Annotated in this window: 23 protein-coding genes; 11 read left to right on the forward strand and 12 right to left on the reverse strand. The window is 70.9% G+C overall.

Features of this window, described 5'->3' with window-relative positions; genetic code table 11:
- Positions 1-22 precede the first annotated feature (22 nt).
- From rsmA to JOL79_RS16300, 4 genes are all read right to left on the reverse strand, one after another.
- Positions 23-886, reverse strand: coding sequence for a 16S rRNA (adenine(1518)-N(6)/adenine(1519)-N(6))-dimethyltransferase RsmA (rsmA, locus tag JOL79_RS16285; RefSeq protein ID WP_230984902.1), 864 nt, complete (start codon positions 884-886; stop codon positions 23-25).
- Positions 887-967: 81 nt separating this feature from the next.
- Entirely contained in the window at positions 968-1,837 is an 870-nt protein-coding gene (locus JOL79_RS16290) for a TatD family hydrolase (RefSeq protein ID WP_210156670.1), read from the reverse strand.
- 4 nt (positions 1,838-1,841) lie between these two features.
- Positions 1,842-3,434 (reverse strand): methionine--tRNA ligase, encoded by a 1,593-nt coding sequence (metG, locus tag JOL79_RS16295; protein ID WP_210156671.1) that lies wholly within the window; start codon positions 3,432-3,434, stop codon positions 1,842-1,844.
- A 99-nt stretch (positions 3,435-3,533) separates the two neighbouring features.
- Positions 3,534-4,757, reverse strand: a complete 1,224-nt coding sequence (locus tag JOL79_RS16300) for a glycosyltransferase family 2 protein (RefSeq protein WP_210156672.1) — start codon at positions 4,755-4,757, stop codon at positions 3,534-3,536.
- 123 nt (positions 4,758-4,880) lie between these two features.
- Here JOL79_RS16300 and JOL79_RS16305 point away from each other — a divergent pair, with 123 nt between their 5' ends.
- Entirely contained in the window at positions 4,881-6,356 is a 1,476-nt protein-coding gene (locus JOL79_RS16305; RefSeq protein WP_307848554.1) for a hypothetical protein, read from the forward strand.
- Positions 6,357-6,396: 40 nt separating this feature from the next.
- Here the strand turns inward: JOL79_RS16305 and rsmI are convergent, their stop codons facing one another.
- Positions 6,397-7,218 (reverse strand): 16S rRNA (cytidine(1402)-2'-O)-methyltransferase, encoded by an 822-nt coding sequence (gene rsmI, locus JOL79_RS16310; protein WP_210156674.1) that lies wholly within the window; start codon positions 7,216-7,218, stop codon positions 6,397-6,399.
- A gap of 106 nt (positions 7,219-7,324) precedes the next feature.
- Here rsmI and JOL79_RS16315 point away from each other — a divergent pair, with 106 nt between their 5' ends.
- Together JOL79_RS16315 and JOL79_RS16320 are read left to right on the forward strand one after the other, a co-directional pair.
- Positions 7,325-8,932, forward strand: coding sequence for a dolichyl-phosphate-mannose--protein mannosyltransferase (locus JOL79_RS16315; RefSeq protein WP_307848555.1), 1,608 nt, complete (start codon positions 7,325-7,327; stop codon positions 8,930-8,932).
- Positions 8,933-9,020: 88 nt separating this feature from the next.
- Complete coding sequence (locus JOL79_RS16320) at positions 9,021-10,328, forward strand: hypothetical protein (RefSeq protein WP_210156676.1); 1,308 nt, start codon at positions 9,021-9,023, stop codon at positions 10,326-10,328.
- A gap of 6 nt (positions 10,329-10,334) precedes the next feature.
- Here JOL79_RS16320 and JOL79_RS16325 read toward each other — a convergent pair whose 3' ends face one another.
- From JOL79_RS16325 to JOL79_RS16335, 3 genes are read right to left on the reverse strand one after another with little or no spacing between them, the layout of a single operon-like run.
- Entirely contained in the window at positions 10,335-12,638 is a 2,304-nt protein-coding gene (locus JOL79_RS16325; protein WP_210156677.1) for an ABC transporter permease, read from the reverse strand.
- Positions 12,635-13,318, reverse strand: coding sequence for an ABC transporter ATP-binding protein (locus tag JOL79_RS16330; RefSeq protein WP_210156678.1), 684 nt, complete (start codon positions 13,316-13,318; stop codon positions 12,635-12,637). The genes JOL79_RS16325 and JOL79_RS16330 overlap by 4 nt, the downstream gene beginning before the upstream one ends.
- On the reverse strand, positions 13,315-13,839 hold the full coding sequence (locus tag JOL79_RS16335; RefSeq protein ID WP_210156679.1) for a PadR family transcriptional regulator: 525 nt from the start codon (positions 13,837-13,839) through the stop codon (positions 13,315-13,317). Before JOL79_RS16335 ends, JOL79_RS16330 begins: the two co-directional genes overlap by 4 nt.
- Positions 13,840-14,047: 208 nt before the next feature.
- Between JOL79_RS16335 and JOL79_RS16340 the strand changes: the two genes are divergently transcribed.
- Together JOL79_RS16340 and JOL79_RS16345 are read left to right on the forward strand one after the other, a co-directional pair.
- A complete protein-coding gene (locus tag JOL79_RS16340; RefSeq protein ID WP_210156680.1) occupies positions 14,048-14,404 on the forward strand; it encodes a YciI family protein in 357 nt (118 codons plus the stop codon).
- Between the two features lie 23 nt (positions 14,405-14,427).
- The gene (locus JOL79_RS16345) at positions 14,428-15,639 is read left to right on the forward strand and encodes an RNA polymerase sigma factor (RefSeq protein ID WP_210156681.1); all 1,212 of its coding nucleotides are present in this window, start codon (positions 14,428-14,430) and stop codon (positions 15,637-15,639) included.
- Positions 15,640-15,654: 15 nt separating this feature from the next.
- Here JOL79_RS16345 and JOL79_RS16350 read toward each other — a convergent pair whose 3' ends face one another.
- A complete protein-coding gene (locus JOL79_RS16350) occupies positions 15,655-16,323 on the reverse strand; it encodes a MerR family transcriptional regulator (protein ID WP_210156682.1) in 669 nt (222 codons plus the stop codon).
- 86 nt (positions 16,324-16,409) lie between these two features.
- On the opposite strand from JOL79_RS16350, the gene JOL79_RS16355 reads away from it, so the two are divergent.
- The 3 genes from JOL79_RS16355 (at position 16,410) to JOL79_RS16365 (ending at position 18,310) form a co-directional block, all read left to right on the forward strand.
- Entirely contained in the window at positions 16,410-16,865 is a 456-nt protein-coding gene (locus tag JOL79_RS16355; protein ID WP_210156683.1) for a DUF4188 domain-containing protein, read from the forward strand.
- A 71-nt stretch (positions 16,866-16,936) separates the two neighbouring features.
- Positions 16,937-17,674 carry a hypothetical protein gene (locus JOL79_RS16360; RefSeq protein ID WP_210156684.1) on the forward strand — a complete coding sequence of 246 codons (738 nt, stop codon included), beginning with the start codon at positions 16,937-16,939 and terminating at the stop codon, positions 17,672-17,674.
- Positions 17,675-17,770: 96 nt separating this feature from the next.
- Positions 17,771-18,310, forward strand: a complete 540-nt coding sequence (locus tag JOL79_RS16365) for a hypothetical protein (protein WP_210156685.1) — start codon at positions 17,771-17,773, stop codon at positions 18,308-18,310.
- Between the two features lie 32 nt (positions 18,311-18,342).
- Here the strand turns inward: JOL79_RS16365 and JOL79_RS16370 are convergent, their stop codons facing one another.
- Together JOL79_RS16370 and JOL79_RS16375 are read right to left on the reverse strand one after the other, a co-directional pair.
- Entirely contained in the window at positions 18,343-20,595 is a 2,253-nt protein-coding gene (locus JOL79_RS16370; protein WP_210156686.1) for a hypothetical protein, read from the reverse strand.
- A gap of 102 nt (positions 20,596-20,697) precedes the next feature.
- Positions 20,698-21,750: a glycoside hydrolase family 113 protein gene (locus JOL79_RS16375; protein ID WP_230984903.1), complete on the reverse strand. Its 1,053-nt coding sequence runs from the start codon at positions 21,748-21,750 to the stop codon at positions 20,698-20,700.
- Positions 21,751-21,857: 107 nt separating this feature from the next.
- Between JOL79_RS16375 and JOL79_RS16380 the strand changes: the two genes are divergently transcribed.
- Entirely contained in the window at positions 21,858-22,478 is a 621-nt protein-coding gene (locus JOL79_RS16380) for a TetR/AcrR family transcriptional regulator (RefSeq protein ID WP_230984904.1), read from the forward strand.
- Between the two features lie 124 nt (positions 22,479-22,602).
- On the opposite strand, the gene JOL79_RS16385 is transcribed toward JOL79_RS16380, so the two are convergent.
- Positions 22,603-23,064: a DinB family protein gene (locus tag JOL79_RS16385; RefSeq protein WP_372446784.1), complete on the reverse strand. Its 462-nt coding sequence runs from the start codon at positions 23,062-23,064 to the stop codon at positions 22,603-22,605.
- Between the two features lie 543 nt (positions 23,065-23,607).
- On the opposite strand from JOL79_RS16385, the gene JOL79_RS16390 reads away from it, so the two are divergent.
- Positions 23,608-24,261 (forward strand): MIP/aquaporin family protein, encoded by a 654-nt coding sequence (locus JOL79_RS16390; RefSeq protein WP_210156688.1) that lies wholly within the window; start codon positions 23,608-23,610, stop codon positions 24,259-24,261.
- Between the two features lie 15 nt (positions 24,262-24,276).
- On the forward strand, positions 24,277-24,846 hold the full coding sequence (locus JOL79_RS16395; RefSeq protein ID WP_210156689.1) for a ferritin-like domain-containing protein: 570 nt from the start codon (positions 24,277-24,279) through the stop codon (positions 24,844-24,846).
- Positions 24,847-25,229 lie beyond the last annotated feature (383 nt).

Below are 25,229 nucleotides of genomic sequence, written 5' to 3' on the forward strand. Positions count from 1 at the left end.
CCCCCGCGCGTGGATCGTCGGCTCAGCGGGAGGACGGCGCGGCGGCCCGGCGGTGCTCGGCGATGCGGGCGAAGTCTTCGATGCCGAGCCGCTCCCCCCGGGCCGACGGGTCGATGCCCGCCCGGACCAGCGCCTCCTCCGCCGCCGCGGGCGTACCGGCCCAGGACGCGAGCGCGGCGCGGAGCGTCTTGCGACGCTGGGCGAAGGCCGCGTCGATCGCGGCGAACACCTCCTCGCGGCTCGCGGTCGTCGCGGGCGGATCACGGCGGACGAAGGAGACCAGCCCCGAGTCGACGTTCGGCGCGGGCCAGAAGACGTTGCGCCCGACCGGACCGGCCCGGCGGACGTCGGCATACCAGGCGGCCTTCACCGACGGCACGCCGTACACCCTGGAACCGGGGGCGGCGGCCAGCCGGTCGGCCACCTCGGCCTGCACCATCACCAGCCCCCGGCGCAGCGACGGCAGCACCTCCAGCAGGTGGAGCACGACCGGCACCGACACGTTGTACGGCAGGTTGGCCACGAGCACGGTGGGGGCGGCCCCGAGATCGTCCGGCCCGGTTCGCAGGGCGTCCGCGCGCAGCACCGTCAGCCGGTCCGCCAAATCGGGGGCGCGCTCGGCCACGGTCAGCGGCAGCTGGGCGGCCAGCACCGGGTCGATCTCCACGGCCACGACGCGCGCCACCTCGGGGAGCAACGCGAGCGTCAGCGAGCCGAGCCCCGGCCCGACTTCGAGGGCCACGTCGTCAGGGGTGACCTCAGAGAGGCGGACGATCCGGCGGACGGTGCCGCCGTCGATCACGAAGTTCTGCCCCAGCTTCTTCGTCGGCCTGAGGTTCAGCTTCTCCGCGAGCGCGCGCACTTCGACAGGCCCGAGCAGACTCATGCATCCAGTGTCGGGCATCCGAGCGGGTCGGCGTGCGCAGCGGCCTCGCCCTGTGGACAACGGACAACCTGTGCTCCGGCGTCACCAGGCGCCGAAGGCGGCCTCTCCGTTCGCGCCGATCGCGGCGGCAAGGGCGGCGACGTCCATGTCCTTGACCTCGGCCAGGCAGCGGAGCGTCAGCGGGATCAGGTAGGGGGCGTTCGGCTTGCCCCGGTGGGGCACGGGCGGCAGGTAGGGCGCGTCGGTCTCGACCAACATCAGCTCGACCGGGGCGATCCGCGCCGCCTCACGCAGGTATCCGGCGTTCTTGTACGTCACCGGGCCGGAGAACGACATGTAGTAACCGGCCGCCGCGCACCGCTTGGCCAGCTCCACGTCGCCCGAGAAACTGTGAAAAATCACGACCTCGGGGGCGCCCTGGTCGGCGAGTACGGCGAGAACGTCGTCGTGCGCGTCACGGTCGTGGATGACCAGTGCCTTCCCGGTGCGCTTGGCGATCTCGATGTGCGCCCGGAAACTCGCGTGCTGGTCGTCCTTGGACGCCCAGTCGCGGAAGTAGTCGAGGCCCGTCTCACCCACGGCGCGCACGTGCGGGAGCCGCGCCAGCTCCTCGATCTCGGCGAGCACCTCGGGCGTGGCGGCGTGCGCCTCGTTGGGGTGGATGGCCACGGCGGCGTAGACGTCGTCGTGCTCCCCGGCGGCGCGCGCGTTCCACCGGGACGAGGGGAGGTCGTAGCCGACCGTGACCAGCCGCGTCACGCCCACCGACTTCGCGTCGCGCAGGATCGACTCGACGGTCACGGCGGCGGCCTGCGCCGCCAGCGCCACGGGATCGCCCGAGGAGGCCTGCCGATGGCCCACCATGATGTCCAGGTGGCAGTGGCTGTCGAACACCTCCCCGGGCAGCGCCTCCGGCGCGGCGGGCGTGCTCCCTGGCACCTTCGCGGGCACGCCGTCAGCTCTTGGCGTCGTCGAGCCGCGGGAACAGGATCTCGCCCTTCACCACGGACGCGCCCGCGGGCAGCCGGCCCCACTTGGCGACGTCGGCGATGCGCTGGTCGGCCAGCGGGCCGAGGTGCGGCTCCGCGCCGAGCGACGCCCACAGTTTCTCGCAGGTGCCGGGCATGACCGGGTTGAGCAGGACGGCGACGGCGCGCAGCGACTCGGCGGCCGTGTAGAGGATCGTCGCGAGACGGGCCTGACCCTCCGGCGACTCGTCCTTGGCCACCTTCCAGGGAGCCTGGTCACTCAGGTAGCCGTTGACCTGCTTGACGAAGTCGAAGATCGCCCCGAGGCCGGTGGAGAAGTCGAGGTTGTCGCCGATCAGGCGATCGGCCTGGGCCGTCGCCGTGGCGAGGCCCTCGGCGATCGCCTGCTCCGCCGCTCCGGCGTCGCCGGGCTCCGGCAGCGTCCCGTCGAAGTACTTCCCGATCATCGCCGCGACCCGGGACGCCAGGTTTCCGAAGTCGTTCGCCAGCTCCGAGGTGTAGCGGGCGGAGAAGTCCTCCCAGGAGAACGAGCCGTCCTGGCCGAAGGGGATCGCCCGCAGGAAGTAGTAGCGGTAGGCGTCGACCCCGAAGTGCTCGGTCAGCTCCCGCGGCGAGATGCCGGTGAGGTTGGACTTGCTCATCTTCTCGCCGCCGACCATCAGCCAGCCGTTGGCGAAGACCCTCCCGGGCAGGGACAGACCGTTCGCCATGAGCATGGCGGGCCAGATCACCGCGTGGAACCGCAGGATGTCCTTGCCGACAAGGTGCACGTCGGCCGGCCAGGTGGTGTCGAACTTCGCCTGGTCGGAGCCGTATCCGACGGCGGTGGCGTAGTTGAGCAGCGCGTCGATCCAGACGTAGATGACGTGCTTGGGGTCCCACGGGATCGGGATGCCCCAGTCGAAGGTCGACCGGGAGATCGACAGGTCCTGCAGGCCCTGCCGGACGAACTGGACGACCTCGTTGCGGGCCGACGCGGGCTGGACGAAGTCGGGGTTGGCCTCGTAGAACTCGAGCAGCCGGGGGCCGTACTCGGAGAGCTTGAAGAAGTAGTTCTCCTCCTGGAGCCACTCGATCGGCTTCTTGTGGATGGGGCACAGGTCGCCTTCGAGCAGCTCGCCCGGCGACTTGAACTCCTCACAGTGGACGCAGTAGGGCCCTTCGTAGCCGCCCCGGTAGATCTCGCCCTTGTCGTAGAGATCCTGCACGAATTCCTGGACGCGCCGGGTGTGGCGCTCCTCGGTCGTGCGGATGAAGTCGTCGTTGGCGATCTGGAGGTGCTCCCAGAGCGGCTTCCACGCCTCCTCGACCAGTTTGTCGGCCCACTCCTGCGGCGTCACGCCGTGCGACTCGGCGGTGCGCATGACCTTCTGCCCGTGCTCGTCGGTGCCCGTGAGGTACCACACCTTCTCGCCACGCTGACGGTGCCAGCGGGTGAGGACGTCACCCGCGACCGTCGTGTAGGCGTGGCCCAGGTGCGGAGCGTCGTTCACGTAGTAGATCGGCGTCGAGACGTAGAACGCCGACTCGCCCGATGCAGTCGATCCGGTAGCCGCCATGCCGAAATCCTATCGGCCTGTGGCCGATGACTCCTTCCAATAACCCGGGGTCGCCGCGATGACCAGGGGCGACACCGACCAGCAGGGAGCGACGCCCGCTCAGGCCGTCGCGCTGGGCTCCCGTGTGACGGCCGCGGCCGCCTCCTCCGCCGCGCTGGCGGCGATGTCGACCGGGTTCTCCCGGGTGCGGCGGATGCCGAGGATGCTGATGAACAGCGAAGCGAAGATCGTCTGGAAGCTCATGACGAAGGCGGTGGCCGACGGCACGACCAGGCGGAGCGACTCGGCCGGGATCAGCTCGCCGAAGCCGCGGCCGCCCCAGTGGGCGAGCGAGGCCACCAGGCCGCCGATGCCGGCGACCGCGAGCAGGCCGCCCGCGAGCAGGCCCTTCTCCAGCGTGACGATGTCGACCAGCTTCCTGATCCTGCGGTCCTCCGGGAGGAAGCCCTCCTCCGCCGCGTACACCTTCGTGAAGAGCGCGAACAGCACGGCCTGGAAGCCGCTCACCACCATGGCCGACGCCCCGACGAGGGTGTCGACGTCGAAGGCGAGCTCGCCGATGTAGACCGGCCCGAACGTCAGCGCGGCGCCCGCGACCAGGCCGAGGGTCATGAGCACCAGGCCGGGGATGAAGAACAGCCAGCGGGGGCTGTAGAGGAGCAGGAAGCGCAGGTGGCGCCAGCCGTCCCGCCAGGAGCGCAGGTGAGGCGGGCGGGAGCGGCCGTCGGGCGACAGGGTCGTCGGCACCTCGCGGACGTCGAGCCCCTGCAGGGTCGCCTTGACGACCATCTCGGAGGCGAACTCCATGCCGCCGGTCTGCAGGCCGAGCCGGAGGATCGCGTCACGGCGGAAGCCGCGCAGGCCGCAGTGGAAGTCGCCGATCGCGCTGGGGAAGAACAGCCGGCCGATGAACGACAGGACCGGGTTGCCCAGGTAGCGGTGGAGCGGCGGCATGGCGCCCGGCGCGATTCCGCCCTTGAAACGGTTGCCCATCACGAGGTCGCCGCCGTCTCGGAGCTGCTCGACGAACGGCATCAGGCTCGTGAAGTCATACGAGTCGTCGGCGTCGCCCATGATGACGTACTTGCCGCGAGCCGCCCGGATGCCGCCGATCAGCGCGTTGCCGTACCCCTTCTCATCAATGTGGACGACACGGGCACCCGCGTCTCTGGCGAGCTGCTGGGAGCCGTCGGTGCTGCCGTTGTCGGCGATCACCACCTCGCCGTCGATCCCGTGCTCGCGCATGCAGTCAAGGGCTTTGCGCACACAGATCTCGACGGTCTCGGCCTCATTGAGGCATGGCATGACAACGGTCAGTTCCACGTCGCAACTCCTTGCATATGGCGGCAGGACACTAATGATGCCCGCTTCCCCGTAGGCCCCGAGTCAAGTCCACAAAACGGCTGGCATTCTGTAACCATGGTCGCGGTCGCGGATCCTCCGTCAGTGGACTCGTCCCCGGTCGGCCGCTGGAGGCGCGCCATCGCGCTCCTGCGCCGTCATCGGGTGTTCGCGGTCGCCCTGGCGGCCGGGGCCGTGCTGCGCGTCGTCACCATGCTGGGGTTCGGCCCGGCGATGTGGTTCAACGACTCGTACGACTACGTGTCGGTCGCGCTCAGACTGCGCCCGCATCCCATTCGCCCGGACGGCTACAGTTTCTGGCTGCTCATTCTCAAGCCGTTCCACAGTTTCGCGCTGGTCGTCTTCACCCAGCACCTCATGGGGCTTGCCACGGCAGTGCTGATCTATGCGCTGCTGACCAGGAAATTTGGGGTCCCTGCCTGGGGGGCCACCCTCGCGACGGTCCCCGTCCTGTTCGACGCGTACGAGATCCAGCTCGAACAGCTGATCATGTCGGACACGATGTTCATCCTGCTGGTGGTGGGCGTCGTCACACTGGTCCTGTGGCACCGGGCCATGTCGTGGAAGGCCGGCGCGGCCGTCGGGCTGCTGCTCGCGGTGACCGCGCTGACCCGCAGCATCGGCCTGCCGATTCTGGCCCTCGTCGTCGTCTATCTGCTCATCAAGCGGGCCGGCTGGCGTCCCATCGTGGCCATGGTGGCGGCGTGCGCCCTGCCCGTCGTCGCGTACATGGGCTGGTTCAAGGCGGTGAACGGCCAGTTCGCGATGACGAACAGCGACGGCGTCATCCTCTACATGCGCACGTCGCTGTTCGCCGACTGCCACAAGATGCACCTCGACCAGCGCAGGGAGCTGGAGCTCGCGCTGATGTGCATCAACACCCCGCCGAGCCAGCGGGCCCACTACGCGCAGGCGTACCTGTGGTGGGACGACCAGAACCAGCTGCACGTCTTCGGGTCGGGCATGAAGTTCACCCCGGAGATCAACGCGAACGCGAGCGCCTTCGCCAAGCGGGCGATCCTCTCCCAGCCCGGCGACTACCTCGCGGCCGTGACGAAGGACTTCTTCCGCGCGTTCCATTGGGGCCGTCCGCAGTTCCCCGACCCCAAGACCTACCTGCAGTACGAGTTCGGCAACGAGTACACCCGCAAGATCCCGAAGTGGAGCTCCTACCACAGCAGCACCGACAGGGACGCCGAGGCGTACGAGAACGGCCCGGCCGCCACCCACGTCGTCTCTCCGTGGTCCGACATCATGATCGGCTACCAGAAGGTGGTGCGGCTGCCGGGCATCGTGCTCGGACTGCTGCTGCTCGTCGGCCTGTACGGCGTCGTGGTGCGATGGCGCACCCTCGGCGGGCCCGTGCTGCTGCCCTGGCTGGCGGCGGCCGGGCTGATCCTCGCCCCGGCGGCCACGGCCGAGTTCGACTACCGCTACCTGCTGCCCGCCGCGCCGCTGGCCTGCCTGGCGGCGGCCATCGCGCTCGGCCGGATCCGGCGCGGCGGCCACGCCCCCGAGGAACGAGTGCCCGCCGTGGAGGCCGCCCCGGCCGCGGAGTGAGCCGGGCCTGAGCGAGCCGCGGGAAGACCGGCGGGAGCCGTCAGCGGGCGTGGACGGCGTTGTAGAGGTCGCGCCGGGAGACGCCCGCCGACTTGGCCACCTCGGCGATGGCCTCCTTGCGGGGCAGTCCGGTCGCCTCGCGCCGGGCCACCTCCGCCACCAGGTCCTCGATGGCGGGGGTCGCGAGATCGGGTTCGGCCCCCGACACCACGACGGTGATCTCCCCCCGCACCTCGCCCTCGGCCCAGGCGGCCAGCTCGGCCAGGCCGCCCCGCCGTACCTCCTCGTAGGTCTTGGTCAGCTCGCGGCACACCGCCGCAGGGCGGGCGGCGCCGAACGCCTCGGCCATCGCCTCAAGCGACGCGTGCAGGCGGTGCGGCGCCTCGAAGAACACCATCGTGCGTTCCTCGCCGGCCAGGGCGGCGAGGCGCCTGGCCCGCTCCCCCGCCTTGCGCGGCGGGAAGCCCTCGAAGCAGAACCGGTCGCTCGGCAGCCCGGAGAGGGCGAGCGCGGTGGTGACGGCCGACGGGCCGGGCACGGCGGTCACGGTGACGCCCGCGTCGACCGCGAGCCGGGTCAGCCGGTAGCCCGGGTCGGACACACCGGGCATCCCGGCGTCGGTGATCACCACCACCGTCTGACCCTGCAGCAGCGCCTCCAGCAACTCCTCGGCCCGCGCCGTCTCGTTGGCGTCGTAATAGGACACGACACGGCCGCCGAGGGTCACCCCGAGATCGGCGGCGAGCCGGCGCAGCCGCCGGGTGTCCTCGGCCGCGATCACATCGGCCGCGGCGATCGCCTCACGCAGTCGCGGCGACGCGTCCCCGGCCTGTCCGATCGGCGCTCCGGCGAGAATCAGCACCGGTCCACCCTATGGCTCCATGAAACGTTCACCCGCGAAGGGCCAGATGTTCCCAATCAGCGCGTAGGCCATGTTCGGCCCGCGGTCGCGACAGTACTCTGTCCGCGTGGCCGTGACCGACTTCTCACATCAGGCGTTCGAGCAGCCAGAGACAGGCCCGGAGGAGACTCCTCCGCCGTCACTGCGCGAACGGCTGGTGCCGTCCATGCCCAGCGACGCCCAGTGGGGCTGGCTCGGCCCGATATTCGTCGCCGTGTTCGGTGCCGTCCTGCGCTTCATGCACCTGGGCAGGCCCCACGACGTGGTCTTCGACGAGACCTACTACGCCAAGGACGCGTTCGCCACCATCAAGTACGGCGTGGAGCGGCAGTTCGTCGACGGCGCGGACAAGCTCCTGCTCGCGGGCAACTCGAACATCTTCAAGCAGTGCCCGCAGGTCGACCAGTGCTCGGCCTACGTGGTCCACCCGCCGCTCGGCAAGTGGCTCATCGGCCTCGGCGAACTGATCTTCGGCCCCAACCCCTTCGGGTGGCGTTTCGCGGCGGCCGTGGTCGGCTCGCTGTCCATCCTGATCCTGGCCAGGGTCGCCCGCCGGATGACGCGGTCGACGCTGCTGGGGTGCGTCGCCGGGTTCCTGCTTGCGCTCGACGGCCTCCACTTCGTGCTGTCCCGCACGGCCCTGCTCGACATCTTCCTGATGTTCTGGCTCCTCGCCGGGTTCGCCTGCCTGGTCGCCGACCGCGACTGGGCCCGTTCCCGGACGGCCACCTGGTACGAGAACGACCACTCGGACGGCTGGGGGGCGCGGCTGGGCTCGCGTCCCTGGCGGCTCGCGGCCGGTCTGTGCCTGGGGGCGGCGCTGGCCACCAAGTGGACCGCCGCCTTCTACATCCCCGCCTTCCTGATCATGTCCCTCGCCTGGGACCTCGGCGCGCGGCGGACGTCGGGCGCGCACCGGCCGTTCACGGCGGTCCTCCGGCGTGACCTGCCGCTGGCCGCGGCCTGGAGCTCGGTGGTCCCCGGCCTCGTGTACGTCGTCTCGTTCACCGGCTGGTTCGTCTCCGACAAGGGCTGGGGACGCAACTGGGTGTCGGCCACCTCGGCGGGCCCCATCCACTTCGTGACCGACTCGCTGGCCTCCTGGATCTCGTACCAGAAGCAGGTCCTCGGCTTCCACACCGGCCTGGAGCAGACCCACCCCTACCAGTCGTGGCCGTGGTCGTGGCCGCTGCTCACCCGGCCGGTGGCCTTCTTCTACCAGTCGCCCAAGACGTGCGGCGCGCCGTCCTGCTCGTGGGCGGTGCTCGGCACCGGCACCCCGGTCATCTGGTACGGCGGGCTGATCGCCCTGATCGCGATGGTCTCCTGGTATGTGGCGGTGCGCGACTGGCGGGCCGGGGCCGTCCTGCTCGGGTACGTCGTCGGCTGGCTGCCCTGGTTCTACTACGCCCTCTCCGACAACCGCACGATGTTCCTCTTCTACGCGATCCCGATGGTGCCGTTCATGATCTTGGCGATCGTGCTGGCGCTGGGGCTCCTGATGGGGCAGGCCGACACGGTCAATCCCCGCCGCCGTATCGTCGGCACCGTGGTCACGGGCGCGTTCGTTCTGTTCGCGCTGGTGAACTTCGGCTGGCTCTATCCCGTGATCGCGGCCGAGGTCATTCCCTACGACGCCTGGTGGCAGCGTATGCTCTTCCGGTCATGGGTCTGACCGGCCCGCATGCGGCGCGCGAGGGAGGCTTCCGGCGGTGACCGGCGGTCGTCGTCAACGATGGGGTCGATACGGCAGACTGCGGGTCATGCCCGCACCTGACGTCGCCGCGCTACTCGCAGAGCTGGAGCGCTCCGAACCGGATGTCGCCGAGTCCGCCCGGCTGGCCGTCGAGTGGCTGGCCGGCGGCGAGGCGCTGGAAACGATCAGCCAGCTCGACGTCTGCGAGTTCCTCTGGCACACGCTGCCGGTCAAGGTGCGGGGCGACCGGCACGCGATCGCGCGCGCCCTGGGCGAGCTGCTGCGGCTGGGCGGGATGAACCGCTACGCCGCCCTGTGCGACTCCGCCGCAACCGAACGCATCCTGCGGGTCTACGCCCGGGAGGGCGAGGAGGCCGGGAGCGCCGCCTATCACCAGGCGCTGGAGGCGACGGGCGTGCTGCCGCCCGACATCCCCGAGTTGTCCTGGAGCTCCATCATGGGGCCGGAGGAGATGGGGGCCCACGTCGCCTGCGCGGCGGCGCTCGAACTGGCCATCGTGGCCGGCGACCCGGTCGACCGCGAGGAGCTGACCCGGCGCTGGCTCACCGCAGAAAGGCCCGAGCTCGGCGGCGACTGCTGGCTCCACCGGGTGCAGGGCGAGCGGCTGAACCGCTGGGTGCTCGGGCGGGGCAGTGCCCGCCGCGAGCTGGCCCAGCCCTTCGAGGTACGGCTGCACGCGCCCATCCCGGCCCCGGACGGGCCCTGCCTGGAGCCGCTGCGCTGGCTGCTGGACCTGGCCCGCACCGGCATCCGCCTGACCGAGCGGCTCAACCTGGCCACGGCCGTCGTGCAGGAGGGCGCGGGCCGGTTCGCCTGGCCCCCGCCGCGGGGCCGTGTCGTGCGGGTTGAGGCCGACCTTCCCCCGCTGACCGCCCTCCGCGAGCTGGCGGTCGAACTGCGCGCGGTCCGCCGCAGCGGTCGCCGGCTGGTGCTCACCCCCACCGGCCGCGCGATGCTGGACGACCCCCGGCGGCTGTGGGAGGCGGCGACGTCCGCGCTGCTGGCCCCCGCCCAGGGCGAACGCGACCTTGACGTCTCCATCCGTGAGATCGCGATGATGATGCTGGTCGACGGGGGTGAGGTGGCCGAGGCGGAGCTCCGCGACCGGGTGGCCGAGGTGGTCAACGGCGAGGGCTGGCGATCGGCCGGCGGCGGCCGGGTCACCCCGGACGACCTGGCCCGGCCGATGGCCGAGTTGCGGCGGCGGCTTGACGCCCTCCACCTGCGGCGGACGGACGGCCTCGCCTCCCCGTCGGGCGCGCCCTGGCTGCTCACGGCCGCCGGGCGCTCCGCCGCCTTGGCCGCGCTGCGGGCCCAGGCCCTGCGCCCGCGTCAGTACGCCGGCCTGGGGTGACCTTCCTCACTCGGTGCGCAGGCCCTCCGGACGGGTCAGCCGCCACAGGGCCGGCAGGCTCAGGGCGGTGACGAGCAGGACCACCGCCGCGCCCAGCCCGGCCGACCCGCCGACAACAGGCCAGCTCACCGACAGCGGCAGCTGGACCATGCTCATCAGCACCGCGCCCAGCGCCAGCCCGAAGACCACCGCGAGCACCATGCCGATCAGCACCGGGACGGCGGTCTGCCACAGGACCGACCAGGAGAGCGTGCCGCGGCGGGTGCCGACCGCCACCAGCATGGCCAGCAGCCTGCGCCGTTCCCGCAGCTGCTCCAGGACGCCGATCAGCATGCTCGCGGCGATCAACAGCAGAGTGATCACGGCCCCGATGTAGAGGCCGCGCCGGATGCCGTCGAACTTCCGGTCCATCCGCACGGCGGACTGCACGCCGACCATGCTGAGCGGGTCGGCTCCCACCGCGGTGTTGCGCAGGCGCTCCAGCGCGTCCGGATCTCCGGGTGAGAGCCACACGTAGGCTTGGATCGTGCCGGCCGCCAGCTGGGACGGGCGGAGAACGCCGGGTGTCACCAGGACGGCGTCCTGCCGCACCGCGTCGTAGGTCTGGGTCCCCGTGACGACTCTGGTCCGCGCGGGCAGCGTCCAGCTCCCGCCCCCTCCGTCGTCCCCCAGGGTCAGCCGGGCGCCCGGCCGGTAGGCGGCGGTGACAGCAGAATCGCTCTCGGATGTGCGCACGAGGAACACGTCCCCGGGGGAGCATCGGCCGAGCCGCGCGTAGTGGGCCAGCGAGGCGCAGTCGGCCTCGCGCAGCTCCACGAGGGCCTCGCCGGCACGCGGAGGCCGGGCCGGCTGGGTGGTGAGCCGGACGCTCGCGTCGGCGGCGGTGACCCCCGGCGTGGAGCGCAGCCGGGACAGCAGGCCGGCCCGGTCCGTGAACGTGTGCGTCTGCACGATCACCTGGGGGCCCGCGGCGTCGTGGCCCGTCTCCGTGATCGACTGGCTCTGCGCGCCCGCGAACAGCATCTGCAGCCCGATCGTGCCCGCCACCGCGACCGTGATGCCGTTGACCAGCCGGACCGGGGTGCCGCTGTCGAACCGCAGCCGGCGTACGGCCAGCTGCCAGCCGACCGGACCGCCGCCCAGCCGCCGTACTACCAGGTCGATCAGCCAGGGCAGCAACGCCACCGCGCCGAGCAGCAGCAGAACGGCCCCCGCCGCGGCCTGATACTGACCGGCGGAGCCCTGGACGCCTCCGTCGCCGAGCATGGGCGCGAGCACGAGCAGGCCGGCCGCGGGCGGGATCAGCCGCCACCAGAGCCGGCGGCGGGTCACGGTCGCGCGGCGGGTCACGCCGAGCGGCTCGATGGCCACTCCACGCAGGGCGGCCAGGCCGGCCGCGACCGACACCACCGGCACCGCGACGACGATCAGCGCCGTCAGCGGAAGACCCGGCCGCACGTCGGCGGCGAACACGCTGACGTCCCAGACGGTGAAGAACGGCGCCACCTGGCGTCCGGCGAGGAACAGCAGGGCCCCGACGCCGAGGCCGAGCAGCGCCCCGGCCGTCGCCTCGCCCGCCGCGATGCGGCGGGTCATGCGCGGATCGGCTCCGATCAGCCGGAGCGCGGCCAGCCGCTGGTCGCGGCGCTCCCCGCCGAAGCGGACCGCCGAGGCGAGGAAGACCGCGATGGGCAGGAGCAGCACGACGAAGATGATCACCACGAGCAGCACGAGCAGCGGGCTCAGCCCCTCGTGCTCCAGGCCGGCCTGACCGAACCGGTCGATCCGCGCGGTCGCGCGCTCGGTCAGAGCGCCGTCGCCCAGGTAGAACGCCAGTTCTCCGGGACCGCTCAGACCCGCGTCCGCGATCGTCCCGATGACGCGGGCGCCGCGGAGGCGGGGGGCGAACAGGCGTCCGTCCGGCGAGTCGAGCAGCGCCTTCAGGGCGGGCGACACGACGACCTCGCCGGGCCCGGGGAACCGCGCGACACCGGGAGGCACCGGCGGTCGCGTCCCCTCCGCGCGCAGGAGCCGGCCGCGTACGGCGTCGCCCCTGAACTCGGTGTCGGTGTAACCGAGGAGCACCGTGTTCGCGCCGGGTGAGAGCTGCCCGCTGGACACGAGATCACTGCGGGCGTCGTCCCGGGCCTGGCGGGCGGCGAACGCCTGAGGCACCGAGGCGGCGAGCAGGAGCAGCGCCACCCCGACGCCGACGCCGACCGCGGTGAGCACGGCGCGGGTCCAGCCGTCCCGGCCGCCCGCGACGGCGAAACGCGCGCCGAGCAGCAGATCTTTCAGTGCCGCGCTCACGACGCCCTCGTCAGGTCACGCGTGCGGCCGTCGCGTACGACGACCTCCCGGTCGGAGTATCCGGCCACCCGGGCCTCGTGGGTCACCAGGACGACGGCGGCCGCCGTCTCGCGCGCCGCCTGTGTGAGCAGGCGCATCACCTTCTCGCCGTTCAGCGAGTCGAGCGCGCCGGTCGGCTCGTCGGCGAAGACGACGCGGGGGCGGGTGACCAGGGCCCGGGCGACGGCCACCCGCTGGGCCTGGCCGCCGGACGTCTCCCCCGGCCGCTTCCTCGCCAGGTCGGCCACCTCGAGCCGTTCCAGCCATTCGGCCGCCCGGCGCTCCGCCTCCCCGCGCCGGATCCGCTCCAGCCGCAGTGGAAGCGCCACATTCTCCAGGCAGGTGAGCTCCGGCACGAGCTGGCCGAACTGGAAGACGAACCCGAAGTCGGTCCGGCGCAGGGCGCTGCGCTCGGTCTCCGACATCGCCGAGAGGTCCCGCCCGCCGTAGGTCACCACGCCGGAGTCCGGCAGCAAGATCCCGGCCAGGCAGTGGAGCAGGGTGGACTTGCCCGACCCCGAGGATCCCATCACGGCGACCACCTCGCCGGGCCACACCCGCATCGTGGCGCCGTCGAGCGCGGGGGTCGCCCCGAACGACCTGTGGAGGTCGTCGGCCTCCAGGAGCGGCGCGGCCGTCATGTCAGCACTCTCTTCGTCAGCTCGTCGAGCCGGGCCGCGGTCAGCTCCAGCCAGCGCAGGTCGGCCTCCAGATGGAACAGGGCGTGGTCGCAGACGAGCTGGTCGGCCAGATCGCCGGACGCCTTGCGCCGGGTGAGCTCGCGCATGTGCCGCAGGTGCTCGGCCCGCTGCACGTCGAGCAGGTCGGCCGCCGACCGGCCGGACAGCAGCGCGAGCACCACCTTGGTGTAGAGCGTGTTCTGCAGGTAGAGCTCGGGCTTCTCGGCCGTCGACAGCCACCGGTCGACGTCGGTGACGCCGGCGGAGGTGACGGCGTACCGCTTGCGCTCGGGCCCGTCCACCTGCTCGACCCCGTCGAGCTCCACGAACCCGTCCTTGAGCAGGCGTGACAGCGTGGCGTACACCTGCCCGTAGTGCAGCGGGCGGACGTGTCCGAAGCGGTCGTCGTACGCGCGCTTGAGGTCGTATCCGTGGCGGGGGCCCGACTCGAGAAGCCCCAGGAAGACTTGTCCGATTGACATGCTCACAGACTATACACAGCATGTATACATGGGTTGTATAGCGGACGGGGAGGTAACCTGACCGGGGCCGGAAGGCGACCGGCGCTCCGTCCAGGGCGGGCCGCCGGGAAAAAATGCGCGGCGCGATGTCGATCCGGCCGTATCCCGTTCGTGTAGTCGGTGAGACGCCGGCCGCGGCGTCCCGACCGGCCCAGGAAGGGAGACCGGCATGACGCAGTACGCACTGCTCGTCCACCAGCCCGGCGGAGAGCCGCCGCCCCCGGACGTCCTCGACCCGATCATCCGGGACGTCGGCGCCGTCGACCAGGCGATGCGGGACGCCGGTGTCTGGGTCTTCACGGCCCGCCTCCATTCCGATGAGACGGCCACCGTGGTGCGGGCGAAGGACGGCGAGGCCCTGATGACCGACGGCCCGTACGCCGAGGGCAAGGAGTATCTGGGCGGGTTCACCGTCATCGACGTCCCCGACCTCGACGCCGCGCTCGACTGGGCGCGCAGGCTCGCGCTGGCCATCCGGTTCCTGCCGATCGAGGTGCGGCCGGTCCAGGGCGGGGCCGGCGGCTGAACGAGCGGGGGCCGGGCAGCCGCATGCCGGAGCTGGAACGGGTGTTCCGCGCCGAGTACGGCCGCGCGGTCGCCGTCCTGGTCCGCGTCCTCGGCGACATCGGCCTCGCCGAGGAGGCGGTCCAGGACGCCTTCGCCGAGGCGGTGCGGCGGTGGCCGTCCGACGGGACGCCGCCAAGCCCGGCCGGCTGGATCATCACGACCGCCCGCAACCGGGCGGTCGACCGCCTGCGGCGGGAGGCGTCCAGGGACGACCGGCACGCCCAGGCCGCCCTGGTCCACGCCGGCGCCGAACCGGCCGAGGAGGGCCCCGTGCGCGACGACCGGCTCCGACTGATCTTCACCTGCTGCCATCCGGCGCTGGCCCCGGCATCACGGGTGGCGCTGACGCTGCGGCTACTCGGCGGCCTGTCGACCGCGGAGATCGCCCGCGCGTTCCTCGTCCCCGAGCCGACGATGGCGCAGCGGATCGTCCGGGCCAAAGCCAAGATCCGCGACGCCCGCATTCCCTATCGCGTGCCGCGTGAGGCCGATCTGCCCGACCGGCTCCGCGCGGTGCTCGCCGTCGTCTACCTCGTCTTCAACGAGGGTTACACGGCCAGCTCGGGCGACCGGCTCGTCCGGGGAGAGCTGTGCGACGAGGCCGTCCGGCTGGGCCGGCTGCTGGCCGAACTCATGCCCGACGAGCCCGAGGTCATGGGGCTGCTCGCGCTCATGTTGCTCGTCGACGCCCGCCGCGCCGCCCGCACCACCCCGGACGGGGAGCTGGTGCGGCTGCCCGACCAGGACCGGAGCCGATGGGACGGGGCGCTCATCGCCGAGGGGCAGGCCATCGTCAGGCGGTGCCTGCGGCGCGGCATGCCGGGGCCGTACCAGATCCAGGCGGCGATCAACGCGGTGCACGGCGACGCGCCCACGGCGTCCGCCACCGACTGGCCGGCGATCCTGCGGCTGTACGACCAGCTTCTCGCGCTGACCCCGACCCCGGTCGTGGCGCTCAACCGGGCGGTTGCGGTCGCCGAGGTGGCCGGGCCGGCCGCCGCCCTCGACGTCGTCGACGGCCTCGACCTGGAGGGGTTCCACCTGTTCCACGCCGTACGCGCCGACCTGCTGCGGCGGCTCGGCCGCACGGACGAGGCGATCGAGGCGTACGACGCGGCCGTCACCCACGCCGGGAACGCGGCCGAGCGCGACTTCCTGCTAAGCGCCCGCGCCGGGCTCCGCCCGGCGGAGTGAGGCCGCCGCCGGGACTCAGTCTCCCTCGGGTGGCGGTCCGGTGGCCGCCTGGACCTTGCCCGCGATCCGGGCCGACTCGGCCTCCTGGGCGAGACGGCGCAGCGCGTCCAACGCCCGCCCGTACAGCACCTGCATGATCACCAGGGTCTCCACCGCGGTGTCGCGCGGGCCGTCGAGCCGGACCTTCCTGAGATCATGCTCTCTGGCCAGTTCGTCCGCCACCCGGGCGTATGGGAGCAGGTCGTCCCGCGTGGCGGGCATGCCCAGGCGTTTGAGCGAGACAAGGGTCTGGGCGAGCTCGGCCCGCGTCGGCGCGTCCGGGTAGATGACCCAGCCCATCTCCGTGATCATCTCGTCCACCAGCGCTCCCGCCTCCTGCCAATCCGGGTCGTCGGGCGCCGGCTCCACCGGCAGGCTCAGCGCGTAATGGGCGGCGCCGAGCATCTGGTGGACGCTCGTCTGCTCGTCCTCGACCGCCTCGATGATCTTGCGGATCGTCGCGAGCGGCAGCCTGCCGACGTCGACGAGGGCCCGGATGAGCCGGAGCCTGCGCACGTGCGACGCGTTGTACTCGGCCCGCGTGGCGGACGTCTGCTCGCCCGGCGGGAGCAGCCCCTCCCGTAGGTAGTACTTGATCGTCGCGATCGGCACCCCGGATTCCGCGCGGAGCTGGGACATGAGCATGAGTTGGATACTACCACTTTCCAATTTCATTGGAGAGTGCTACTCTCCAATGCATCAGATAGCCCCACTATCCAAGGAGATGGATCATGCGGAACAGCGCCCGCGTCGAGGGTGACTTCGTGGTCTTCCTGATCGGCATGCGGATCAACAGGCTGCGCGCCGTACGCACGTGGGTCGGCGTGATCAGGGCGATGGTCCCCATGATCAAGGAGCTCCGCACCGACCCCGCCCACGGCCTGCTCGGGGTCGAGAACTTCTTCAACGGCCGGACCACACTGATGGTCCAGTACTGGCGCAGCACCGAACACCTCCTCGCGTACGCCCACGACCGCGAGGCGAGTCACTGGCCGGCCTGGAAGCGCTTCTACCGGGAGGCGTTCCGGAGCGAGGCCGTGGGCGTCTGGCACGAGACCTACAGCGTCAGCGAGTACGAGACCGTCTACGTCAACATGCCGCCGTTCGGGCTGGGCCGGGCGGGAGAGCTCGTGCCCACCAGAGAGCTGGGCGACGACTCCGCCCGGCGCCTCAAGGCCTCGCACTGAACGCCCGGGGCCCGCGCCCAGGCGGGGAAACGGCCGCCTACGGCCCGCCACGGCGTGATGGAATGTCCGGCGTGACTCCTGACGTGCCCGGGTTCACCGGGGTAGCCACCGTTCGCGACGAACCGGACTACCTGGACTATTACGTGGTCCTCCACGACTCCTCCGAAAGGCCCCTCGGCATCCTCGTCGAGGAGTTCGCATGCGCCGCCGACGGCACCACGACAGGCCTGGACGGCGCCGGGTGGACCGCGGCGGACGGCCAATGGCGGAGCTCGGCCGGCTTCAGCCGCCGGCTGCGCCGGGACGTGGAGCCGCCCGTCCTCGCGGTCGACCGGCCCGAGGCCGCGGCCATCTACCGGCGGCTCGGCGGCGGCGAACTCCCCGGCGAGACCACGCTGCGCGGCCACTTCACCGAGCACCTGGCCCTCCCCTGGGCCGAGCCTCTTCGGTTCGCCCCGCCCGAGGTGCCCGAGGGATTCCACGACCGGCGGGTCTACCGCCTGCTGTTCGCCCGCGCGCCGCGGGAGGGCGCCGTCGACCGCCTGCGGGACCTCTGGCGGATGACAACCCCAGGCGCCGATCCCGCCGATCCACGGGGCAGGGTGGCCGGCAACGCCCGCCGGCGGGTGGCGGGAGACTCCTTCACCTGGGACCTGCGCCGGATCGGCCCCGGGATCTCCTGGTGCGTCGACCTCACGGCCTGCCTCGCCACCCCGTCCGGCGAGAGCGTCGGGCCCGTGCTGGGGGAGCTGACGGCGGCGATGCGGCGCGAGGGCCTTATCCCCGTGACCGTCGAGCGCTTCTCCTGAGAACGACCGGGCTTCTTTCATGCGACGGGGATCCGCCGCTGGCCTTTCCACGGGGCCGCGACGGACAATTCACGAGACGGACTGTGGAGGTCGGGCGTGATCACAATCAGACGCGGCGTCCGCGCCCTGGGCGCGCTCGTCCTGTTCACGACGGTATCGGCCGCCGGATGCACGGCTGGTAACACAGCGGGCGGCACGGCTGGTGGCACGACCGGTGGCGCAGCGGGCGGGAAGGCGGGCGGCTCGGAGTGCTCAACCGTCAGGCGGGACGCCCTGCCCACCTGGGCGCGAACCGGATTCAGTGACGACGGATCCGGCATTCGCCACGTGTTGGGCGATAACGGCGACATCCTCGCCGTGCTGTTCAACTATCCGCCCACGGCCTCGGCCGACCCCGATGACACGAACAAGATCCTCTGGGTCTCGCGGCTGCCGCAGGAGCCGATGCGACCTCTGACGATCACCGGCGTGCTCGACGGTACGACGACGTCGGTGACCCGCGAGATCGCCGGCGGCCCGGGCCCCTCGTCCGTCAACCTGCCGAAGGCGGGCTGCTGGCGGCTGACGCTGCGCTGGTCGGGTCACACCGACAGCATGTCCCTCGAATTCGCCCCACCCGGCACCGCCGCCGAATAGCCGGCAACGCGACAATCCGGTTCGGGCGGTGCTCACTTCTTCTTGCGGTAGACGATCTCCTTGTCGCCGCGCGCCGGGTACGCCATGATCAGCAGACGCTGGACGGGCCACTCCTTGTCCGTCCGCTCGTTGGGGAACCAGGCGTAGTGGACGCGGATGCGGTAGTGCCCCTTCCGTCCGTTGAGGGACAGATCGGGCAGCACGGTGCCGCTGAGGTCGTCCCGGAGCACGATTTCGCCCGTGGGGCTCTGGTATCCGACCTCCACGACCGTGTCCCAGCCCTTGATCTCGACGGGTGGGCGGCGCGTGTACGTCTCGAGGGTGACGCACAGGTCGAAGTCGGAGTGCGTCACCACGGTGAGGGTGCCGGATTGCGAGGAGACCAGCCCGTTGCGGGGGTCCAGGCCCGCGTCGTCCCACTCCTCGCCCTCGTAGGTCTGCAGGACGCCGTAGTCGGTCCACTGGGGTTCCCTGATCCGGATCGCCTTGGCGGGTTGGATGCGCGGGCGGTGACGCGGTGTCGCGTCGCACATCGCCTGCGCCTGCGCCTGCATCTCCGCGACTTCCCGCTCCTGCTTGGCCTGCCCGGCCCGGACGACGGCGGCCGCGCTTGGGCAGATGTCGGCGAGAGGGCCGGTCAGGGCGTCCCTGCTCAGCTTCAGCCGGGCCAGTTCCGGGCGGTCGTCGCGGGTGTAGAGGTCGCAGATCCAGCGTCCGTAGCCGAGCACCTCCTGGTCGGGCGTGTCGGCGGAGAACTGCCGGAGTCCGTTGTCCCGCCGGCGAGAGGAGCAGACGAATCTCTGCTCGGCGGTGAGCTCGGCGGGTTGCTCCTGTTCCGGCTGTTCCCACGCTTCGGGCGGGGAACACTGTTGAGCCGTGGTGATCGGGCCCCGATTCCGGTCCGCCGCCGGAACCAGGCAGAGCGTCACCGCCAAGGCGACAACTGCCACGAGCGCGCGCCCGCGGCTGCGCCGCTCGGGCGGAGCGGTGTACAGGAACAGCAGGAGCAGGGCGGAGGCGGTGAACGCGAAGGCGTACCAGAGCGGGGAGATGCCGGCGGAGACCAGTCTGCCGCCCTTGACGAACAGGCTGTCCGGATAGAACGGCAGTTCCCCTGGGAGGAAGGGGTCGGCATCGGTGAACGCGCTCACGACGCAGGCGGCGGCCAGCGAGAACAGTGTCGCGACCGTCGCACGCACGAGACGGCGGGTACGGCGCAGGACGACCGCGACGATCAGCAGCGCGGGGACACCGACGCCAGCGAGAAGGTCGAGAGCGAACCAGCAGGCGATGAGTTCGCCGTCGCCGACCTCGCGCACGGCGTCCCACAGCACGTTGTCCGGCCCGAGCGAGAACGGCGTTCCGTGCGCGAGGAGGTTGACCGCCGCCGGAAGCAGCGGCAGCACGATCGCCACCACGGGGAGCGGCCACCGCCTGGCGGGCGCCGGCGCGGGCCGCGAGCGGGGCGCCGGATGCCGGAGGCTGCCCAGGTCGTGCGCGGACCGCGCCGACCACACCATCCCGGCGCAGGCGCACACCGCGCCGAGAAGCTCGCCGAAGAGCAGTGGCCAGGGCACTTCGTTCGTGAAGCCGACCGTCACATATCCGGAGGGCTGGAAAAACGACAGGATCATCGAGGCCACGCCGAACCGCACGGTCGCCGGGCTCCAGCGTGGATCCCGCGCCTGGGCCGCCAGCAGTGACACCATCCACACCAGCCAGATCAGGATCCGCCCCCAGTACGCGGCGGACAACCAGGCGTACAGGTCCATATCCAGGCCCCACATGACGGAACTGACCGCAGCGTGCGCTGCGACGAGCGATCCCGCCACGAGGATGAGGACCCGCAGCCACCGGGGGGTGGTGCCGCGCAGTACGAGGAAGTACAGCCAGGCCAGGGCCAGTTGGACCGGGACGGAGACCAGCGACAGCCACCAGGCGTACGGGATCGGGACGAGCCAGAGCAGGCCGATCCCGATGTCGACGTAGAGCGTGACCCGCAGCAGGCGGACCGCCCGGCCGTTCCGCGCCGGTTCGCCGCTCTCGCGGCCGCGCAGCACCAGCCAGTACGCCCAGGACTGCCCGGCGGCGACCACGACCAGCAAGGGGCTGAGCCACCACCACGGCCGAATTGCGTCGGTCATGAAGCCGGACTGATCCACGACGACGGCCCAGAGGAGGGTGACATCGCCGGTGAACTCTGCGCGGACGGCGAGGGCGATCACGGCGGCCAGGTAGACCGCCGCGAGAGCGGCCGCGACGCGGCCGAAGCGGTGGCGGCGCATGGGGATACTCCCGGAGGGCGGGGGGGGCGAAGCACCCAACGCTAGCGAGCCTCCGCGAAGACGATCAAGCCTCGGTTGGGTATCGAGGCGTCGCCGGACCCCCTAGGACGTAACCGAAATCGCGTCCGCCGTCTCAGCACCTCGGTAGTAGTCGGCGAGGGCGGCGAACGCGGCCTTGGGCTCCCATGTCATGTCGGGGTAGGTGTCTCCATGGCGGTCTTCGAAGACCTTGACGATGCCGTAGCTGGCCAGGTCGAGATCGTCGCGGGGGTCGCCGTCCGGACGGTGCACATGGTCGCGGAGCGCGAAGGTGAACACGAAGACGCTGTCGATCCCTCCGGCGTCGAAGACCTCCAGCAGCTCACGCAGATACGCGGCCTGGCCGGCCTCGTCGCGGGCGTACTCACCCTTCAGCCGAACAGGCGCACGGTTCTCGTCGTACTCGACGATGTCCAGCCCGCGAGCGCCCATGTCGCCGGCACCCTGGAAACTGGCCGCACCGAACTCGGTGATCGCGACCGGCTTTCCCTGCGAGACGAGAGTGCGGACGCCTTCGGCGAGCTGGTCGGCGACCTCGGCCGACCGGTACAGATCCACGGACATGATGTCGAAGAGCGCCCAGTCGACGCGCTCAGGCGGTATCGAGGCGTAGGTCACCTTGCCGCCGAAACGCTCCCGGATCACCGCCACGGCCCTGCCGAGGAAGTCGTTGACGCGAGCGCTGACCTCGCCGAGCAGCTCGCGCAGGCGAGGTGAACTCAACAGCGACTCGACCCGCTCGCCGGTGTGGTCGCCGGGCAGGAATCCCTTGTTCATCAGGCTGAGCTCGGCGCCCGCCACGAACACGACCTCGGCTCCCCGCCGCCTCACCCGCTCCGCGCGTACGGCGCAGTCGGCGAACAGCGCCAGCGTCTCATCGGCGGTCAGTTCCAGCGGGTAGGGGGAGAACCAGACCTCGAGGCCGAGGTCGGCGGCGTGCGACGCCGTGAGCTCCATCCGTTCCGGATCGCCGCCGATCACGCGGACCGCGGTGCAGTGCAGGTCGTCACGGATGATGCGCAGCTCGCGCTCGACCACCTCCGGGCCGAAGTCCTCGCGTCCTATCCGTCCGTTGTAGACGAAACCGGTGTCGTAGGTGATGCCTCTGGCTCGCATGTCACACTCTCTCTCATTTACGGTACGGACCGTACCCTAAGTGCCGAGACGGGCGCGCGGCAACCCAGAATGGGAGGGTCCGATCGGTACGGATCGAGGGAAGGGCCATGGCGGGTGACCCCATGAGGCGGCCGGGCGCCGGGCAGACGCGGCGACGCGGAGCCGCCCTGGAGGAGGCGATCCTGCGCGCCGCGGCGGACGAACTCACCGAATCCGGGTACGGCGGGATGACCATCGACAAGGTCGCCGCCCGCGCCGGGACCAACAAGAACGCCATCTACCGCCGCTGGCCGAACCGCCTCGCGCTCGGCATCGCCGCCTATCGGCAGCTGTCCACGACAGTCCCGATCCCCGACACCGGCGAGCTGCGCGGCGACGTCCTGGAACTGCTACGCGGAGCGAACCGCCACTGGAGCTCCCCCCTTGGCGCGATCCTGCGCGACCTCGTCGCCGCGGCCGGCGGCGCGTCGGAACTTCTCGCACAGTTGCCGGAACAGTCCGGCGACGCCGCGGCGGCCCCCTGGCTGACCGTCCTCGGGCGCGCCGTCGCCCGCGGTGAGGCCTCCCCCGAAGCGCTCCATCCACGGGTCGCCACCGTGGCCGTCGTCCTGCTGCGCAACGAATTCGTCATGCGCGGGGCCCCCACCGCACCCGACGACGTCCTCGTCGAGATCGCCGACGAGGTGTACCTACCACTGGTGCGGAAACGCGCCACGACCCCCGGCTGATCCTTCGCGGGCGCGCCCCGCAAAGAAGAGACCGGTCCCGCCAGACGGAACCGGCCTCTGCCGTGGTGAAGCTATGGGGACCCCAGATCACTTCGATGGGAACGCGGGCAGCCGGACCCGTTGTTCACTCGCCGGTGGCCCCGTCGATGCGCTCGCGCAGCAGGTCGGCGTGCCCGTTGTGCCGGGCGTACTCCTCGATCATGTGGATGAGAATCCAGCGCAGCGAGTAGTGGACGCCCTCCCGGCCCGTCTTCGTAGTCGCGTCCAGGTCGGCACAGGCGGCCTCGGCCGCTCGCGCGTGCTCGATCTCCTCCCGCCAGGTGGCGAAGGCCTCCTCAGCGGAGGCGGTGCCTGCGTTGTCGAACTCGCCATCCGGGTCATCGTCGCTGAAATAGATCCTGCCGAGGCCCTCGCCGTTCAGTCGCCGCCGGAACCACGTCCGCTCGACGTCGGCCATATGGCGGACAAGGCCGAGGAGGGACAGGGTCGAGGGTGGCACGGAACGCGTGCGAAGCTGATCCTCGGTAAGCCCCGCGCACTTGACCGCGAGCGTCTCCCGGTGCCAGTCGAGCCAGGAGCGGAGCATCTCTCGCTCGCCCGCTACCACTGGTGGATCTGTACGGTTATCAGCCATCTCCGTATGCTGCCCCACCGCCCCTACTCGTCGCCATCCGAATTCCCGTGTCTGTCCGCCCTGCTGCACACCGAACGCCGCCGGCGCGGCCGTCGAAACTTGGCTGCTTCACACGCCCGGCCCCAACCTCCCGGCGGACATCGAGGGTCGCCGAATACGTGACACCGGTGGACACGTGAAGCCTCTGGTTGTGCAGTTGATCTGGGGCCTTTGACGTGCGAGCCGCTTTGGGTAAATCGAACCCCAGGCCCTCTGTTTACAAGAGACCCTCTTGCTGGTGGGCCGATTTCACTTCGCGGCGTACGCCGGTGGAGTTCCCTACTGTGCGGATGCCGAGCATCTGACAAGAGTCCTTATTTATGGTTCGGCGAACCGTAAGAAGCCGTAAGGAGCCGTAAGGAGCCCACAATCTCTCGGGCTGCGGATCATGGCACGATCTGCATGCGCTGCCGCAGTGCGTGACCGGTCACGGTTCACACGTAGAAAGGACAGTCCATGCGCAGCTACATTACGGAATTCATCGGAACGTACTTCCTGGTTCTCACGGTCGGTGCCACGGTCCTGACGAAGACACCCTTGGCGCCCGTGGCCATCGGCGCGATCCTGATGGTCATGGTGTACGCCGGAGGACATGTCTCCGGTGCCCACTACAACCCCGCCGTGACCTTGGCCGTGCTCCTCCGCGGCCGGATCAATCTGGCGGACGCCGTTCCCTACTGGATCGCCCAGCTGGCCGGCGGTGTTCTCGCCGCGCTTACCGCTACCTACATCGTCAACCCCCGCAGTGTGCCGACGCTGTCGCCCTCCGGGCGTGAGCTGGGGGTCGCGCTGCTGGCCGAGGCGCTGTTCACGTTCGCGCTCGCGTACGTGGTGCTGAACGCGGCCACCAGCAAGGACCACCCTGGTAACAGCTTCTACGGCCTGGCCATCGGATTCACCGTTATGGCCGGCGCATTCGCGGTCGGCGGCATTTCCGGTGGCGCCTTCAACCCGGCTGTCGCCGTCGGCGCCGCCTCCATGGGGCTTCTCGCCTGGTCCAAGATCTGGATCTGGCTCCTGGCCGACCTGGCCGGCGGCGCCCTGGCCGGAGTCGCCTTCCTCGCGCTCAACCCGAAGGAACGCGCCCCGCTGGAACTCTCCGCCGCCTGACCGCCTGGAGCCGACATGATCAGCGCTCGCGATGTCGTCGAGCAAGCAGGCGTCGATGTGAATGAACTGATCGACCGGCTCACCTCCGCCGCAACAGCGGAGCTGAGCGCCGTCTACCGCTACACAATCCTGACCGCTTATCCGCTCGGTTTCGCCGATGAGGAACTACGCCAGATCCTCAAAGACGTCCGCGATGAGGATCGCCACCACTTCGACGCACTCGTCAACCGCATCTACGAACTGGACGGCACGCTTCCCGAGGACATCCGGCAGTTCCTGGGAGGCGGGCATGCGTCGCCGTGGGGATTCCCCGGCGACGCGCGGGATCCGGTCACGACACTCATCGAAGACGTACGACGCGCCGTCCACCCCTACGGCGGCCTGTGCGACCTCACCGAAGGCAGAGATCAACGCACCTTCGTGCTGGCCCAGGCGATCCGCAACGAGAAGATCGAACACGTGGCCTGGCTGGAAGAGTTCCTCAGCGCAGGACCGCCTGCGCGCTTCCGCCCCGGCTTCCGCGGCCGTTCCCCCTTCCTCGCCCGTCTGGCTGTCGCCTCCGAGGGGACCGAACCAACAGCGTGACCTCATCACGCCGACACCGCGCCCGTGGCAGGGGTCGCTTCGCACGTCGGGCCCGTACTCCTGTACGGACGGCAGAGGCCCCCTCCTGATCACGGGAGGGGGCCTCTGAGCCGGAGCCACCTTGAGGAGACCCCAGAGCTTCTGTTCGATCGCCAGCGCCGTTCAGAGGCGTGTGCGCGACCTGACGGCCCAGCGAAGCCCTCACCCTCGCCCAGACCACGGCCCTGCTTATAGAGGGCCGCCAAGTCATCCTCCCCGCACGCGTACGTGCCGCTCAGTCTCACGACGGGCACCGCACCGAAGAAGGGCCGGGCCCGATCAGGAGAGGTTCGCCACAGGATCATGGCGACGACCCCAAGATCGGAAAAGGGGCCCCGGAGGAA

Source organism: Microbispora oryzae (genome assembly GCF_017896165.1).
Taxonomy (GTDB): domain Bacteria; phylum Actinomycetota; class Actinomycetes; order Streptosporangiales; family Streptosporangiaceae; genus Microbispora; species Microbispora oryzae.

Excerpts from the sequence above, each read along its gene's own strand:
- JOL79_RS16350 (WP_210156682.1), bottom strand. The coding sequence starts at position 16,323 with ATGCTCATGTCCCAGCTCCGCGCGGAATCCGGGGTGCCGATCGCGACG.
- JOL79_RS16340 (WP_210156680.1), top strand. The coding sequence starts at position 14,048 with ATGACGCAGTACGCACTGCTCGTCCACCAGCCCGGCGGAGAGCCGCCG.
- rsmA (WP_230984902.1), bottom strand. The coding sequence starts at position 886 with ATGAGTCTGCTCGGGCCTGTCGAAGTGCGCGCGCTCGCGGAGAAGCTG.
- JOL79_RS16330 (WP_210156678.1), bottom strand. The coding sequence starts at position 13,318 with ATGACGGCCGCGCCGCTCCTGGAGGCCGACGACCTCCACAGGTCGTTC.
- JOL79_RS16385 (WP_372446784.1), bottom strand. The coding sequence starts at position 23,064 with ATGCTCCGCTCCTGGCTCGACTGGCACCGGGAGACGCTCGCGGTCAAG.
- JOL79_RS16355 (WP_210156683.1), top strand. The coding sequence starts at position 16,410 with ATGCGGAACAGCGCCCGCGTCGAGGGTGACTTCGTGGTCTTCCTGATC.
- JOL79_RS16375 (WP_230984903.1), bottom strand. The coding sequence starts at position 21,750 with ATGCGAGCCAGAGGCATCACCTACGACACCGGTTTCGTCTACAACGGA.
- JOL79_RS16320 (WP_210156676.1), top strand. The coding sequence starts at position 9,021 with ATGCCCGCACCTGACGTCGCCGCGCTACTCGCAGAGCTGGAGCGCTCC.
- JOL79_RS16370 (WP_210156686.1), bottom strand. The coding sequence starts at position 20,595 with ATGCGCCGCCACCGCTTCGGCCGCGTCGCGGCCGCTCTCGCGGCGGTC.
- metG (WP_210156671.1), bottom strand. The coding sequence starts at position 3,434 with ATGGCGGCTACCGGATCGACTGCATCGGGCGAGTCGGCGTTCTACGTC.
- JOL79_RS16345 (WP_210156681.1), top strand. The coding sequence starts at position 14,428 with ATGCCGGAGCTGGAACGGGTGTTCCGCGCCGAGTACGGCCGCGCGGTC.
- JOL79_RS16390 (WP_210156688.1), top strand. The coding sequence starts at position 23,608 with ATGCGCAGCTACATTACGGAATTCATCGGAACGTACTTCCTGGTTCTC.
- JOL79_RS16395 (WP_210156689.1), top strand. The coding sequence starts at position 24,277 with ATGATCAGCGCTCGCGATGTCGTCGAGCAAGCAGGCGTCGATGTGAAT.
- JOL79_RS16335 (WP_210156679.1), bottom strand. The coding sequence starts at position 13,839 with ATGTCAATCGGACAAGTCTTCCTGGGGCTTCTCGAGTCGGGCCCCCGC.
- JOL79_RS16380 (WP_230984904.1), top strand. The coding sequence starts at position 21,858 with ATGGCGGGTGACCCCATGAGGCGGCCGGGCGCCGGGCAGACGCGGCGA.